Annotated in this window: 11 protein-coding genes; 2 read left to right on the forward strand and 9 right to left on the reverse strand. The window is 48.3% G+C overall.

The window, feature by feature from the left end:
• Window positions 1-175: 175 nt before the first annotated feature.
• Entirely contained in the window at window positions 176-1,549 is a 1,374-nt protein-coding gene (gene rlmD / locus NSS95_RS14635) for a 23S rRNA (uracil(1939)-C(5))-methyltransferase RlmD (protein WP_014096928.1), read from the reverse strand.
• A gap of 191 nt (window positions 1,550-1,740) precedes the next feature.
• On the opposite strand from rlmD, the gene putP reads away from it, so the two are divergent.
• Window positions 1,741-3,219, forward strand: coding sequence for a sodium/proline symporter PutP (gene putP / locus NSS95_RS14640; protein WP_014096927.1), 1,479 nt, complete (start codon window positions 1,741-1,743; stop codon window positions 3,217-3,219).
• Between the two features lie 440 nt (window positions 3,220-3,659).
• On the opposite strand, the gene NSS95_RS14645 is transcribed toward putP, so the two are convergent.
• A complete protein-coding gene (locus tag NSS95_RS14645; protein ID WP_014096926.1) occupies window positions 3,660-4,574 on the reverse strand; it encodes a diacylglycerol kinase in 915 nt (304 codons plus the stop codon).
• Window positions 4,575-4,931: 357 nt separating this feature from the next.
• On the reverse strand, window positions 4,932-5,732 hold the full coding sequence (locus NSS95_RS14650) for an arylamine N-acetyltransferase (protein ID WP_014096925.1): 801 nt from the start codon (window positions 5,730-5,732) through the stop codon (window positions 4,932-4,934).
• 658 nt (window positions 5,733-6,390) lie between these two features.
• On the opposite strand from NSS95_RS14650, the gene NSS95_RS14655 reads away from it, so the two are divergent.
• The gene (locus NSS95_RS14655; protein WP_035183339.1) at window positions 6,391-6,777 is read left to right on the forward strand and encodes a con-10 family general stress protein; all 387 of its coding nucleotides are present in this window, start codon (window positions 6,391-6,393) and stop codon (window positions 6,775-6,777) included.
• A gap of 236 nt (window positions 6,778-7,013) precedes the next feature.
• Here the strand turns inward: NSS95_RS14655 and NSS95_RS14660 are convergent, their stop codons facing one another.
• From NSS95_RS14660 to aceB, 6 genes are all read right to left on the reverse strand, one after another.
• A complete protein-coding gene (locus tag NSS95_RS14660; protein WP_013860577.1) occupies window positions 7,014-7,220 on the reverse strand; it encodes a hypothetical protein in 207 nt (68 codons plus the stop codon).
• A 102-nt stretch (window positions 7,221-7,322) separates the two neighbouring features.
• On the reverse strand, window positions 7,323-8,756 hold the full coding sequence (gene gatB, locus NSS95_RS14665) for an Asp-tRNA(Asn)/Glu-tRNA(Gln) amidotransferase subunit GatB (RefSeq protein WP_014096922.1): 1,434 nt from the start codon (window positions 8,754-8,756) through the stop codon (window positions 7,323-7,325).
• A 12-nt stretch (window positions 8,757-8,768) separates the two neighbouring features.
• The gene (gatA, locus tag NSS95_RS14670; RefSeq protein ID WP_340714010.1) at window positions 8,769-10,226 is read right to left on the reverse strand and encodes an Asp-tRNA(Asn)/Glu-tRNA(Gln) amidotransferase subunit GatA; all 1,458 of its coding nucleotides are present in this window, start codon (window positions 10,224-10,226) and stop codon (window positions 8,769-8,771) included.
• A gap of 12 nt (window positions 10,227-10,238) precedes the next feature.
• Window positions 10,239-10,529 (reverse strand): Asp-tRNA(Asn)/Glu-tRNA(Gln) amidotransferase subunit GatC, encoded by a 291-nt coding sequence (gene gatC / locus NSS95_RS14675; protein ID WP_013860580.1) that lies wholly within the window; start codon window positions 10,527-10,529, stop codon window positions 10,239-10,241.
• A gap of 243 nt (window positions 10,530-10,772) precedes the next feature.
• Window positions 10,773-12,050, reverse strand: coding sequence for an isocitrate lyase (gene aceA / locus NSS95_RS14680; protein WP_340714011.1), 1,278 nt, complete (start codon window positions 12,048-12,050; stop codon window positions 10,773-10,775).
• A gap of 212 nt (window positions 12,051-12,262) precedes the next feature.
• A complete protein-coding gene (gene aceB, locus NSS95_RS14685; protein WP_328229389.1) occupies window positions 12,263-13,858 on the reverse strand; it encodes a malate synthase A in 1,596 nt (531 codons plus the stop codon).
• Window positions 13,859-13,991: the final 133 nt, after the last annotated feature.

Genomic DNA, 13,991 nt, shown 5'->3' on the forward strand with positions numbered 1-13,991 from the left:
ACTCTGTTTCCTAGCCCTGAAGTTACAAAGGCTCAAGACATTCCTTTTGCACAAAAAATAATTCGATAAGATATTGTAGGAAAAGTAATCGAAAGAGACATCGTAATTTAATATGAAAAAGACCCAGAAATCGAAAATGAAATCCGGGTCTGAATGGGAAATGTTTTATATTATTCTACATCCCAAACAGCAATTTTGTGACGACTTCCACATGTGTCGTATGCGGAAACATGTCAACAGGCTGTACTTCCACTGTACGGTATCCTCCCGTTTCCAGGAACCGCAAGTCTCTTGCCAATGTTGCCGGGTTGCAGGAGACGTAGACGACTTTTTGCGGTTTCATCTCCAGGATGGTTTTGAGCAGGGCTTCGTCACAGCCTTTGCGCGGCGGGTCAACCACTAAGACATCTGCCTTGTTGCCTGCCTCGTACCATTTTGGGATGACCGTTTCCGCTGTGCCCGCTTCAAACTCCACATTCGTGATACCGTTGAGCGCCGCATTTCGCTTTGCATCTTCAATCGCTTCCGGCACAATTTCTACGCCGAATACTTTGCGGGCCTTCTGTGCAAGGAAAAGCGAAATTGTCCCGATGCCACAGTATGCATCAATGACCGTTTCGCTGCCGGTAAGTTCCGCGTACTCGAGCGCTTTTTCATACAGCACTTTCGTCTGAACGGGATTGACCTGGTAAAAAGAAGGCGCGGAGATGGCGAATTTTATATCCCCGATTTTGTCGTAAATGACCTCATTTCCCCACAGTACTTTGGTTTTCTCCCCTAAAATCACGTTTGTGCGCTTCGGGTTGATATTGTGCACGATCGACTTAACTTGCGGCAGGCGCGAGACCACTAAATCCACGAGTTTTTTCCGATGCGGCAGTTCCACTGTTCTCGTGATCAGGACGACCATCAGCTCGCCGGTCTTCCTCCCGTAACGCACCATGATGTGGCGGAGGACGCCGCTGTGATGTTCCTCATCGTAAGCCGGGATGCCAAGTTCCCGGCAAATTTCTTTTACCACTTGGACGGCTTCGTTTACCGCCGGAAGCTGGATCACGCTCTCATCGGCATCTAGTATTTCATGGGTTCTCGGTTTAAAAAAGCCGGCTACGAGTTTCCCATTTTTTTCGCCGACCGGCACCTGGGCTTTGTTCCGGTAATGCCACGGGTTGTCCATGCCGATCATCGGATGGATGCGGGCGCCTTCAATTTTTCCAATCCGGGCGAGTGCCTGGCGCACCTGATTTTCTTTGTACATAAGCTGGCCATCATAGCGGATATGTGCAAGCTGGCAGCCACCGTATTTCGGTGCGTCTTCTTTCGGGATGTCGACGCGGTACGGGCTCCTTTCGTACAGTTCGAGGAGGCGACCGATCCCGTAGTTCTTGTTGGCTTTAATGACTTTAATGCGGGCTTTCTCCCCTGGCAAGCCGTTTTTGACAAACAGCGGATAGCCGTCCACCTTTGCCACCCCTGCACCGTCATGCGTCAAATCTTCAAAAACAACCTCTATTTCTTCGTTCTTTTGAACCGATAATGTTTTTTTCATGCCTGTCTTCCTTTTCGTCTTAATGGCTACGGAAATTTTAACATAAAGCGGCTTTGAATGCGAAAAACAATCAGTTGCCGCGGACTGTTTTCTTGAATATTCGACCGTTTTTAAAAATACACCTTTATTAAACAGATATTATGATGATAAAATGTTGTTGAAAGGACCAAAAACAAAGGGGGAAACGCTTCTTGAGTGATCAAACATTAAAAATGATTTCGATCGCCATTTATATGGTGCTGATGCTCTGGATCGGCTGGGTGGCTTACCGGCGGACGAGCAACCTCGATGATTATATGCTCGGCGGACGTTCGCTCGGCCCTGCAGTTGCTGCTTTAAGCGCAGGCGCTGCCGATATGAGTGGATGGCTGTTGATGGGCCTGCCGGGCGGTATTTATCTGACCGGGCTTGCTGATGCATGGATTGCGATCGGACTTACGATTGGGGCCTATTTAAACTGGCGGCTTGTGGCACCGCGTCTCCGCTCCTATACAAAGGTGGCCGGTGATTCCATTACGATCCCTTCTTATCTTGAAAACCGTTTCAAAGACCCGACCAAAATGCTGCGGCTTGTTTCTGCACTTGTCATTTTAATTTTCTTTACGCTTTATGTATCTTCCGGGATGGTATCCGGGGCCGTCTTTTTTGAAAACTCATTCCATACGTCCTATTATTTAGGGCTGATCATCGTTGCGGGCGTTGTTGTGTTGTACACGCTTTTCGGCGGGTTTCTCGCTGTTTCATGGACCGATTTTGTCCAAGGGCTGATCATGGTCATCGCGCTCGTTCTTGTGCCGATTGTGGCTTTTACCAAAACGGGCGGGCCGGTTGAAACTTTCCATACCGTGAAATCGATCAATCCGGATTTGCTGGACTTTTTCAAAGGGACAACGGCATTGGGGATCATTTCCGCGCTCGCGTGGGGGCTCGGCTATGTCGGCCAGCCGCATATTATTGTCCGTTTCATGGCAATTAAATCGGTAAAAGAAACAAAAAGCGCGCGCAGAATCGGGATCAGCTGGATGATTTTATCGCTGATCGGCACATCCCTTACTGCGCTGATCGGGATCGCTTATTTCCATCAGCCCGGCCATAAATTGGATAATCCGGAAACGGTTTTTATCCAGCTTGGGCAGATTTTATTCCATCCGCTCATTGCCGGATTTGTGCTGGCAGCAGTGCTTGCGGCGATTATGAGCACCGTCTCGTCCCAGCTGCTTGTCACTTCAAGTGCGCTGACAGAAGATCTGTATAAGCTCTTCTTCCGTCGCAATGCTTCGGATAAAGAGTCGGTATTTTTCGGAAGGCTCGCGGTGCTTGTTGTTTCTGTTGTCGCTGCATTGCTCGCTTTAAACCGCGATTCCACCATTTTGCAGCTTGTCAGCTATGCATGGGCCGGGTTTGGCGCATCATTCGGGCCGGTGATCTTTTTGAGCCTGTTCTGGCGCAAGATGAACCACTGGGGCGCCCTTTTCGGTATGATTGTGGGTGCCGTGACAGTGATTATCTGGACCGTGTCAGGAATGGATGCCAAATTGTACTCCATGGTACCGGGTTTTGCCTTTAACCTGATTGTCAGCATGGTGATCAGCATCGCAACCTACAAACACCATGCAGGCATTGAAGAAGAATTTAATGACAGCCTTTCCGCAATGAAAAAGGAAAGTTGATTGTAAAAAACGTCGGAAGCTTTTTATACTGCTTCCGGCTTTTTCAATGGAGCAGGGGTTGCACAAAATGCCGGGTTGGACTACAGATTTAAAAAACGCCGGCAGTCTGCGTGTATGCTTCCGGCGTTTAATCTTGTCCTACAGGCATTATTTCCAATCAGAGATGGCTCAGACTTCCAAAATCTGGGACTTCTTTCCGGTCTTTTCACCAAGGCGGTTGGTGCTAAAAACCCGCAATGGCAGTGTTTTCAAAAGCCGGCAACCTGCATACCCGCTTCCCGTTCTTTTGTCAGTCAGCCTTGTCCGGCGGGCGGATGTTGCCAATCAGAGATGGCACAGATTTTAAAAACCGGGACTGCTTCCGGTTTTTTACCAAGATGGTTGTTGCTAAAAACCCAGGATGACAGTGTTTTCACAAAAGCCCGCTTCCCGTTCTTTTGTCAGTCAACCCTGTCTTGCGGGCGGATTTTATCAAGCGGCGCAAAGACTTCGAGATGGCGGTACAGGTTTTCAAAAACAGCAGGGGCTTCTCCGCCGAGTTCGCCGTCCAGATTTAATAAAATTTTATCCGGTGAATGAACTTTTACGCGGCTGGCGGAGGTGTAAATGACGTTCGGGTCATTCAAATGTTCACCGCGCAGCGCAAGGGTAACAACCCGGATGAACTCAGCCAGGTTCGTTTTTTTCAAAATCATTAACGTAAACAGGCCGTCATTGATTGAAGAGTCCGGAGCAAGTTTTTCAAAGCCGCCAATGGAATTCGTCAGGCCGATTAAAAACATCATCGCTTCGCCTTCAAACAGCTTCCCGTCATATTCAATCGTCATCTGAGTCGCGCGGATCGAAGGCAGCATTTCAATCCCTTTTAAATAATAGGCGAGCTGGCCGAGCATCGTCTTCAGCCGGCTTGGCACATCATATGTCAGTTCCGTGAGCCGCCCGCCGCCACCGATATTGATAAAATATTTCTCATTCATTTTCCCAATATCGACCGGAAGGGTATCGCCTTTTACGATAATTTCCGTTGCTGCCTGCACATCACGCGGGATTTGCAGGGCGCGCGCAAAATCATTGGTCGTACCCATTGGGATGACGCCGAGTTTCGGCCGGTAATCCTGTTCGGCAATGCCGTTGACGACTTCATTGATCGTGCCGTCCCCACCGGCTGCCACGACAATATCATACTTGCGTTCAACCGCTTTCCTTGCTGCTTTAATGGCATCCCCGCCGCCGGTTGTGGCATGGCAGGACGTTTCATATCCGGCCACCTCCAATTTTTGCAGCACATCCGGGAGATGGCGCTTAAACGCTTCACGGCCGGAAGTCGGATTATATATGATTCTTGCTCGTTTCATTCGCATCATCCTTATTTATGTTGATGTACATGCGTATTTATGTAATCCCGTTTCGCGCAGGCAAAGGACAGTTTCCCCAAAACAGACCCGGATAGGGAAACTGCTCGATATGTTGTCCGTTCTTTCTGCATGGGGCAAATCCTTCATACATCCACCGAATTATCATACAACTTTTTTGAAAAAAAATCCACTAACAGCAAGGTGCGGCGTGCGCCTTGGCCGCAAAAAGGCACATTTTCGGCTGCCGTGTGCGTAGGGACTGCCTTTGCCTTATACCAAAGTGGTTCAAGGAAAGGGGGACGTGCAGGCATGGATGATTTGTGCATGCACCCTAAAATTTTCCATACTTCCGCATCATCACGGGCTGAACAAACGGATGCCGCGCTCATTCAGAAATTGTATCGTTTCCAGCAGAGCATCTTCGCCGATCTTGTATACTTCCCCGATGGTATCTTTCCAGCGGGCGAAATCCCGCATGTGCAGCTCGCGGATATTGCGGTAGTTCATAATTTTTAATGAGCGGTCGCGCAAATAGTAGCATTCCCGCCCGTTGAAGCGAACGGCGGTCACCCTGCGCATCGTCTGATTGGCGTTGTCGTCAAGGTATGATGCACGAATATCTTCTTTCAAATCGTCTTCCGTAAGCGGCAGCCATTCAATTGTTTTTTTCACAAAAGATTTCCCATTTGAACGGCGGTCGATTTCGTAACGGCCGGGCTCAAGCTGCGTAAAAATGATATCTTCACCAAAACCATGGAGCACGTGGCGCCGTTTTGCCTCAAGTTCAACCGGCTTCATGATCGGGGAGCCGTAGCCGACATCCACGTACAGTTTTTTTTCGTTTAATAAAACCATCAGCGCGACATGGCCGGGCACCACACGCACAAACGAGCATTGAAAACCCAAGCCACGCAACAGCCGCGCAAAATTGATGTTTAATGTAAAACAGGTGCCGCCCCATCCTTTTTCCCATAAATGCTCCACAAAAGTCTCAAACGGAGGTATGTAAATCCCCTCACGGAAGTAATGAAACTTGCTGAACGTTTCATAGGGGACACAAGAAAGATGGTGCTGGATGAGCCGCTGCAAAAAATTCAGCCCCGGCTCTTCACGTTCAAGCTTTAAGTAATTCAAATAAGCCTCCACCTGTTCTTCCATTTTCTTTTCCCCTTTCAAGTGCTTTATCCGTTCTTTTCGCTGCCCGGCATGAAAAAACCTTTTTTTCGCAACAACAGGGATGAAAAAAGTGACTCGACATGCATCCTTATTCTATTTTAAACGTTTCTGCACTAGACGCACAGCTTACAGGCTCTTTATTTCCTTATTGGAGTTTTTAAAAGGACAGTTTGCTCCCGGTCCGGTACTCTTTTTTGTCTTTTTAAGCCCTCCAAAAGGACAATTGGCCCCGGGTCTGGCTCTCTTTTGTCTTTTTGAAGCCCCCAAAAGGACAATTCGAACGGATTCCAGTTCCCTTTTGTCTTTTTAAACCCTCCAAAAGGACAGTTCGACCGGATTTCAATCCCCTTTTGTCTTTTTGAACCCTCCAAAAGGACAATTCGACCGGATTTCGGCTCTCTTTTTGGTCTTTTTTTGAAGCCTTCAAAAATCAATTTGCCCATCCCGGTTTCCACCCCTCCAAAACCTGTCTCTCAAAGGGTGCATGCCCATTTTTACAACGTTTTCCGGACGGGCGCTGCTTAAAAGATGATTCCATTTTTGTCTATTATTTTTTGGTGAAAGTTTATTCCTGCTAGATCGTGGTATATATGACACCGTAAGCGATATTCAAAATCACCGAACAAAGGAGAGATTTGAAATGGCAGACAAAGATAAAAAAATGACAGTAGAAGAAGCAGGTCGCAAAGGCGGAGAAGCTACTGCTGACAGTCACGATAAAGAATTCTATCAAGAAATTGGTAAAAAGGGTGGAGAAACCACTTCCGAAAAACACGGCAAAGAATTCTATCAGGAAATTGGTAAAAAAGGTGGAGAAGCCACTGCCGACAGCCATGACAAAGATTTCTATCAGGAAATCGGTAAAAAAGGCGGAGAATCTACAGCGGAGAATCATGATAAAGAATTCTATCAAGAAATCGGCAAAAAAGGCGGAGAAGCCACTGCTGACAGCCATGACAAAGATTTCTATCAAGAAATTGGAGAAAAAGGCGGTAACGCAAGAGCGAAAAACAACGGTGAAGATTAAGAGGAATGGTTTCACCCAAACCGGTTCAGCCCGCACGCTGAACCGGTTTTTTGCCGTATTCGTACTCTCTTTCTTTTTCTCCAATTGTTACCCTTATTATAGCACAGCCTACGTTATTTGGCAGTACATTTTGAAAAGACACGCAATTTGGATGCGCTTACATAAAAAGAGCCGGCATCCACTTTGCCCGCTCTTTTTATGCATTCTATTCAACTGGCAACTTTATCGCAAGTGTTTTAAGCTTCTACCGGATTTGCCTGTTTTTCAACAGTTTCTTCGATCAAATTCCGGATTTTCACTTTTAAAAAATGTTCTTTGCAATAATAACCGAGCAGTTTATTTGTTTTCCAGTCATACACCGGATAAACAGCATCAATTTCTTTGCCGGCTTTTCTCAAACAATATGCACACGTGGTTGTCAGTTCAAATAAGCAATCACACATTGTTTGCAGCCTCCTATCGTCAATTTCACCCTTTCGTTATATACCCGGTCACCAAATTTTAAAACAAAAAAAGCGGTGGGGCACACCGCTTTTTTTGAAAACTTAACGTTTATTCATTTCCTGAATCAGCAGTTTATTGACAATCGGTGGGTTGGCCTGCCCTTTTGTTGCTTTCATGACCTGTCCGACCAAAAAGCCGAGCGCCCGGTCTTTTCCGTTTTTATAGTCAATAATGGATTGTTCGTTTTTATCCAGCACTTCTGTTACAATTTTTAAAAGCTCGCCTTCATCAGAAATTTGCACAAGTCCTTTTTCTTTGACGATTTTTTCCGGGTCGCCGCCTTTTTCGACCAGTTCGCGGAACACTTTCTTCGCCAATTTTGAAGAGAGCGTGCCGTTTTCGATCAATTTGATCATGCCGGCAAGGCTTTCTGGTGTCAGAGCAATATCATGCAGTTCTTTCTGGGCTGAATTCAAGTACGCGGACACTTCGCCCATCAGCCAGTTCGATGCCTGTTTTGCATCGGCGCCGGCTGCGATCGTCGCTTCAAAGAAATCGGACATTTCTTTCGTGAGTGTGAGCACCATGGCATCATAAGCCGGGAGCCCGAGTTCTTCCGTGTAACGCTTTTTCCGTTCATCCGGAAGTTCCGGGATTTCGGCGCGCACCCGTTCTTTCCAGGCGTCATCAATATACAGATCCACAAGATCCGGTTCCGGGAAATAGCGGTAATCGTCCGAGCCTTCTTTCACCCGCATCAAAATCGTTTTGCCGGTTGCTTCGTCAAAACGGCGTGTTTCCTGTTGGATCACACCGCCTGCAAGCAGCACTTGTTTCTGGCGTTCCTGCTCATACTGCAGGCCTTTGCGCACATAGTTGAACGAGTTCAAGTTTTTCAGTTCGGTTTTCGTGCCGAATGTTTCCTGCCCGATTGGACGGATGGAAATATTGGCATCGCAGCGGAGTGACCCTTCTTCCATTTTGCAGTCGGAAACGCCGGTATATTGAATGATGGATTTTAATTTTTCAAGATACGCATACGCTTCTTCCGGCGTACGAATATCCGGTTCCGAAACAATTTCAATTAGTGGCGTGCCTTGGCGGTTCAAATCGACGAGAGAATACCCTTCATTTGCCGCGTGGAACAGTTTCCCGGCGTCTTCTTCCATGTGAATACGGGTAATACCGATCTTTTTCTTTATGCCGTCCACTTCGATTTCAATCCAGCCGTTTTTCCCGATCGGTTTATCAAATTGGGAAATCTGATAGGCTTTCGGGTTGTCCGGGTAAAAATAGTTTTTCCGGTCGAATTTCGTTTCGGTTGCAATTTCGCAGTTCAGCGCCATGGCCGCCTTCATTGCGTAGTCAACCACTTTTTTATTCAGTACCGGAAGCACCCCCGGATAGCCGAGATCAATAACATTTGTGTTCGTATTCGGTTCTGCCCCGAAATGCGCAGGCGCCGGCGAGAAAATTTTCGTATTGGTTTTGAGTTCAACGTGCACTTCAAGTCCGATCACTGTTTCAAAATTCATCTTTTTCACCCCTTACAATTGCGGTTTTTGGTTATGGAAGTCCGTCGCCTGTTCAAATGCGTGGGCAACGCGGTACACGGTGCTTTCGTCAAAATGCTTCCCGATGATTTGCAGCCCTAATGGCAGCCCACCTGCAAACCCACATGGAACAGAGATCCCCGGAACGCCTGCCAAGTTGACCGGAATGGTTAAAATATCATTCGCATACATCGTTAACGGATCTTCTATTTTTTCCCCGATTTTAAAAGCCGGCGTCGGCGTGGTCGGCCCGATGATGACATCATATTTTTCGAGTACATCGTCAAAGTCTTTTTTGATCAGGGTGCGGGCCTGTTGTGCTTTCTTGTAATACGCATCGTAATAGCCTGCACTTAGCGCAAAAGTTCCAAGCATGATGCGGCGTTTTACTTCGTCCCCAAAACCTTCCGAACGGGTCTTTTTATATAATTCTTCGAGGTTCGTGGCGTTTGGCGAACGGTAGCCGTAGCGGACGCCGTCGAAACGGGCCAGGTTGGAAGACGCTTCGGATGAAGCAAGCAAATAATAGGTGGCCACGCCGTATTTCGAATGCGGCAGCGACACTTCTTCCCATGTGGCACCGAGCTTTTCCAGCACTTTCAAGGCATTGAGAACAGCCTGGCGTGCTTCTTCGCTGACGCCTTCACCTAAGTATTCTTTTGGCACGGCAATTTTCAAGCCTTTTACATCACCTTTGAGCGCCTCCACATAGTTCGGCACTTCCACATCGGCGGAAGTGGAGTCATGCCGGTCAAGCCCGGAAATTGCCTGTAACAGATAGGCATTGTCTTCCACGGTCCGGGTAATCGGCCCGATCTGGTCAAGAGAAGAGGCGAATGCGACAAGGCCAAAACGGGAAACACGCCCGTAAGTTGGCTTCATTCCGACAACCCCGCAAAATGCGGCCGGCTGGCGGATCGAACCGCCTGTATCAGATCCAAGCGCAAACGGCACTTCCCCCGCTGCCACCGCTGCAGCCGAACCGCCGGAAGAACCGCCCGGCACCGTATCCAGGTTCCAAGGGTTGCGGGTGATTTGGAATGCGGAATTTTCCGTCGACGAACCCATCGCAAACTCATCCATATTCAATTTGCCGATTGTGATCGTATTTTCCTTATGTAATTTCTCCATGACCGTGGCATCATAAATGGGATCGAAGTTTTCAAGGATTTTGCTAGCACAGGTTGTCCGCAAATCTTTCGTGACAATATTATCCTTGATTCCGATCGGCATGCCGAACAGCATATTTTCAGCTTCCGGCGAGCCGATTTTGCCGTCCAGTTCCGCTGCGGTTTTGCGGGCCCGTTCTTCATCCAATGTTAAAAAAGCTTTCACTTTGCCGTCTGTTTCTGAAATCTTTTGATACGCTTCATCAACAAGTTCTGAAACTTTAACTTCCTTATTATGTAAAAACTCGTGAAGTTCCGAGATTTTATGGTCAAATAAAGACATGCTTTCCCCTCCTTATTCTACGATTGTCGGCACACGGATCATTCCGTCCTGGGTATCCGGCGCATTTTTCAACACAAGCTCGCGCGGCAGTCCTTTTTCCACCGTATCTTCGCGCATGACATTGCGGATTTCAAGCACGTGCGTGGTCGGCAGAACCCCTGTTGTGTCAAGTTCATTTAATGATTCCGCAAAATGGATAATATCCCCCAGCTGTTTCGCAAATTTCTCCGTTTCCGTCTCATTCATTTCAAGGCGTGCCAGGTCGGCAACGTGTTGGACTTGTTCTTTTGAAATATCAGGCATAGCCTTTCACCTCCGTTATAAAAGTCGCATCAATTGTACGTGGAACCAATCGGGCGTGCAGTTCATTGCCCCGCAGCACGGCCCGGAAAGCGGGGCCTGACTGTCCGTTCATATGGGGCGAATCGAACCCTGCAATACTATTGATCATAGCAGAAAAGCCCGCCCTTAAGCAAGGGGGGCGCCGGGGGTTGCAAAAAAGAAAACGGAGAAGCTGCTTCAGCCTCTCCGTTTTACGGGTCCCCATTAATGGGTGAATTGTTCTTGCTCGGTCGATCCTGTAAGTGCGGTAGTAGAAGAAGTGCCGCCTGAGATGACCATCGATACTTCATCGAAATAGCCGGTGCCGACTTCGCGCTGATGGCGTGTTGCCGTGTAACCATATTGTTCGTTCGCAAATTCTGCCTGCTGCAGTTCGGAATAGGCCGCCATGCCGCGGTCGCGGTAGTTGCGGGCCAGTTCAAACATGCTGTGGTTCAAGGCATGGAAGCCGGCAAGCGTGACGAACTGGAATTTATAGCCCATGCGCGCAATTTCTTTCTGGAAGTTCGCGATCGTTTTGTCATCAAGTTTCTTCTTCCAGTTGAAAGACGGCGAGCAGTTGTAAGCCAAAAGTTTGCCCGGGAATTTTTCATGGATCGCTTCTGCAAACCGGCGTGCTTCATCCAGATTCGGCTCGCTCGTTTCGCACCAGATCATATCGGCATATGGCGCATAAGCAAGTCCGCGGGCAATCGCCTGGTCTATGCCTGCCTGCGTGCGGTAAAAGCCTTCCGCTGTCCGTTCCCCGGTGATAAATGGCGCATCATACGGGTCAACATCGCTTGTGATCAGATTTGCCGCATTTGCATCCGTACGGGCAATAATAACGGTCGGCACGCCCATGACATCAGCAGCAAGGCGGGCTGCAATCAAGTGGCGGATGGCTGTTTGTGTCGGCTGCAACACTTTGCCGCCCAAATGGCCGCATTTCTTCTCGGAAGAAAGCTGGTCTTCAAGATGGACAGACGCGGCGCCCGCTTCGATCATCGCTTTTGTCAGTTCGAATACGTTTAACGGGCCGCCAAAGCCGGCTTCTGCATCGGCAACGATCGGTGCAAACCAATCAATCCGTTCGTCCCCTTCTGCATGGTGGATCTGGTCGGCGCGCTGCAAGGCCTGGTTGATCCGTTTAACGACATTCGGCACGCTGTTCGCCGGATACAGGCTTTGGTCCGGATACATTTGCCCGGCCAGGTTCGCATCAGCTGCAACCTGCCAGCCGCTTAAATAAATGGCTTTCAATCCGGCCTTTACCTGCTGGACAGCCTGATTTCCCGTGAGTGCGCCCAATGCATGGATATAATCTTCCGTATGCAGCAGATTCCAGAATTTTTCCGCCCCCCTGCGCGCCAAAGTATATTCAATTTGAACAGAACCCCTCAGTTTGAGCACGTCTTCCGGAGCATACGGGCGGACAATCCCCTGCCACCTTTCATCTTTCTCCCAGCTTCGTTTCAATTCAAGCGCTTTTTCGTTTACCATCAAAAATTCCTCCCATTTTTTCAATATAATGTAAATCCGCAGGCAAAATAAGGCTTTCCCGAGGTTCAAACGATTCTCCTTTATACGGCTGCGGCTAAAGCAGCTAACATATAGAGCTTACGATATTCATATGATTCCTCTCTGCATGACTGCAGAGCTTTCCATTGTACGTCTCCCCTTGTTGCGCTCATGCTCCGCAATTTGCCATTCGATCAGCCCAGCAGTTCATACGCCGGTAAGGTTAAAAATTCAATAAATTCGTCTTCTTTAACAAGCCGGTCAAATAAGGCTACTGCTTCTTCAAAACGGCCGGCCCGGTAATATTCCTCCCCGATTTCCCGGCGGATGCGTTCCAGTTCTTCCGCTTTGATTTGTTCATATAGCTCAATCGTCACTTTTCTGCCGTCTTGAAGTACGCCCTTCGGATGGCGAATCCAGTGCCAAAGCTGGGTGCGAGAAATTTCAGCCGTCGCCGCATCTTCCATTAAGTTCGAGATCGGCACAGCACCCCTTCCCCTGAGCCAGGATTCGATGTACTGGATGCCGGCATAAATGTTTTCGCGGATGCCTTTTTCCGTAATTTCCCCTTGCGGCACAGCGAGCAGATCATCTGCCGTTGCCGTAAAATCCATCTGCTTGCCGGAGTGGATTTGGTTCGGCTCAGGCATTTCTTTATTAAATGCTTCCAAGGCGACTGGCACAAGCCCAGGATGCGCAACCCAGGTGCCGTCATGCCCGTCTCTTGCTTCCCGCTCTTTATCGGCGCGCACCTTTTGGAAGGCTTCTTCATTTTTTGCCGGGTCGTCTTTTACCGGGATCTGCGCGGCCATTCCCCCGATTGCCGGCGCATTCCGGCGGTGGCACGTCTTAATGGTTAAAAGCGAATAAGCGCGCATAAACGGGACCGTCATGGTGACGAGAGACCTGTCTGGCGTAATAAACTGCGGATTGGTACGCAGTTTTTTAATATAGCTGAAAATATAGTCCCAGCGCCCGCAGTTGAGGCCTGCCGAATGCTCTTTCAGTTCGTAAAGGATTTCATCCATTTCAAAAGCGGCCATAATCGTTTCAATCAGGACAGTCGCTTTAATGGTGCCTTTCGGAATGCCGATATACTTTTGTGCAAAGATAAAAACATCATTCCAAAGACGCGCTTCCAGATGGCTCTCCATTTTTGGCAGGTAAAAGTACGGGCCTGTGCCGTTTTCAAGGAGCCTGCGGGCATTATGGAAGAAATAAAGCCCGAAATCTGTTAAACTGCCGGATATAGGTTTGCCGTCTACTAAAATATGTTTCTCTTCCAAATGCCATCCGCGCGGCCTGACAATTAAGACAGCGGGGTGATCGGTCAGCTTGTATTCTTTTCCGTTCGGCCCGGTAAAAGTAATCGTCCGGTTGACCGCATCACGGAGATGGATCTGGCCTTCAATGATATTCTCCCATGTCGGGGAAGTGGCATCTTCAAAGCAAGCCATAAATATTTTTGCGCCTGAGTTCAAGGCATTGATCACCATTTTCCGGTCAACCGGCCCGGTAATCTCCACACGCCTGTCCTGCAAGTCTTCAGGAAGCGGGGCAATGGTCCAGTCGGATTCTCGGATGGAGGCCGTTTCTTCGAGAAAATGTGGAAGCTTGCCCGATTTGATTTCTTCATCGCGCTTTTTTCTGTAGGCCAGCAGTTCACGCCGCCTTTCGCCGAAATGCCGCTCCAGCTGTTCCAAAAATTGCAGCGCTTCCGGGGTCAATATTTCGTCATACCCGTCATGGATGGATCCCGTTACGGTAATGCCTGGTGCTTTGGTCTCCATATTTGCACTCCCTTCCCTTGTTATAATACAGTGTGCTTTGCATGTTTTTATTATATAACAGAGTTTTCAAAAATGGTAGCCTTTTTTTGAAAAAAATTTAAAAAATGTTTCCCTTTTTTTGAAATGTGACATA

It is taken from the genome of Weizmannia sp. FSL K6-3076 (genome assembly GCF_038007245.1).
GTDB classification, from domain to species: Bacteria; Bacillota; Bacilli; order Bacillales; family Bacillaceae_C; genus Weizmannia; species Weizmannia faecalis.

Excerpts from the sequence above, each read along its gene's own strand:
- rlmD (WP_014096928.1), bottom strand. The coding sequence starts at position 1,549 with ATGAAAAAAACATTATCGGTTCAAAAGAACGAAGAAATAGAGGTTGTT.
- NSS95_RS14645 (WP_014096926.1), bottom strand. The coding sequence starts at position 4,574 with ATGAAACGAGCAAGAATCATATATAATCCGACTTCCGGCCGTGAAGCG.
- NSS95_RS14650 (WP_014096925.1), bottom strand. The coding sequence starts at position 5,732 with ATGGAAGAACAGGTGGAGGCTTATTTGAATTACTTAAAGCTTGAACGT.
- NSS95_RS14655 (WP_035183339.1), top strand. The coding sequence starts at position 6,391 with ATGGCAGACAAAGATAAAAAAATGACAGTAGAAGAAGCAGGTCGCAAA.
- NSS95_RS14660 (WP_013860577.1), bottom strand. The coding sequence starts at position 7,220 with ATGTGTGATTGCTTATTTGAACTGACAACCACGTGTGCATATTGTTTG.
- gatB (WP_014096922.1), bottom strand. The coding sequence starts at position 8,756 with ATGAATTTTGAAACAGTGATCGGACTTGAAGTGCACGTTGAACTCAAA.
- gatA (WP_340714010.1), bottom strand. The coding sequence starts at position 10,226 with ATGTCTTTATTTGACCATAAAATCTCGGAACTTCACGAGTTTTTACAT.
- gatC (WP_013860580.1), bottom strand. The coding sequence starts at position 10,529 with ATGCCTGATATTTCAAAAGAACAAGTCCAACACGTTGCCGACCTGGCA.
- aceA (WP_340714011.1), bottom strand. The coding sequence starts at position 12,050 with ATGGTAAACGAAAAAGCGCTTGAATTGAAACGAAGCTGGGAGAAAGAT.
- aceB (WP_328229389.1), bottom strand. The coding sequence starts at position 13,858 with ATGGAGACCAAAGCACCAGGCATTACCGTAACGGGATCCATCCATGAC.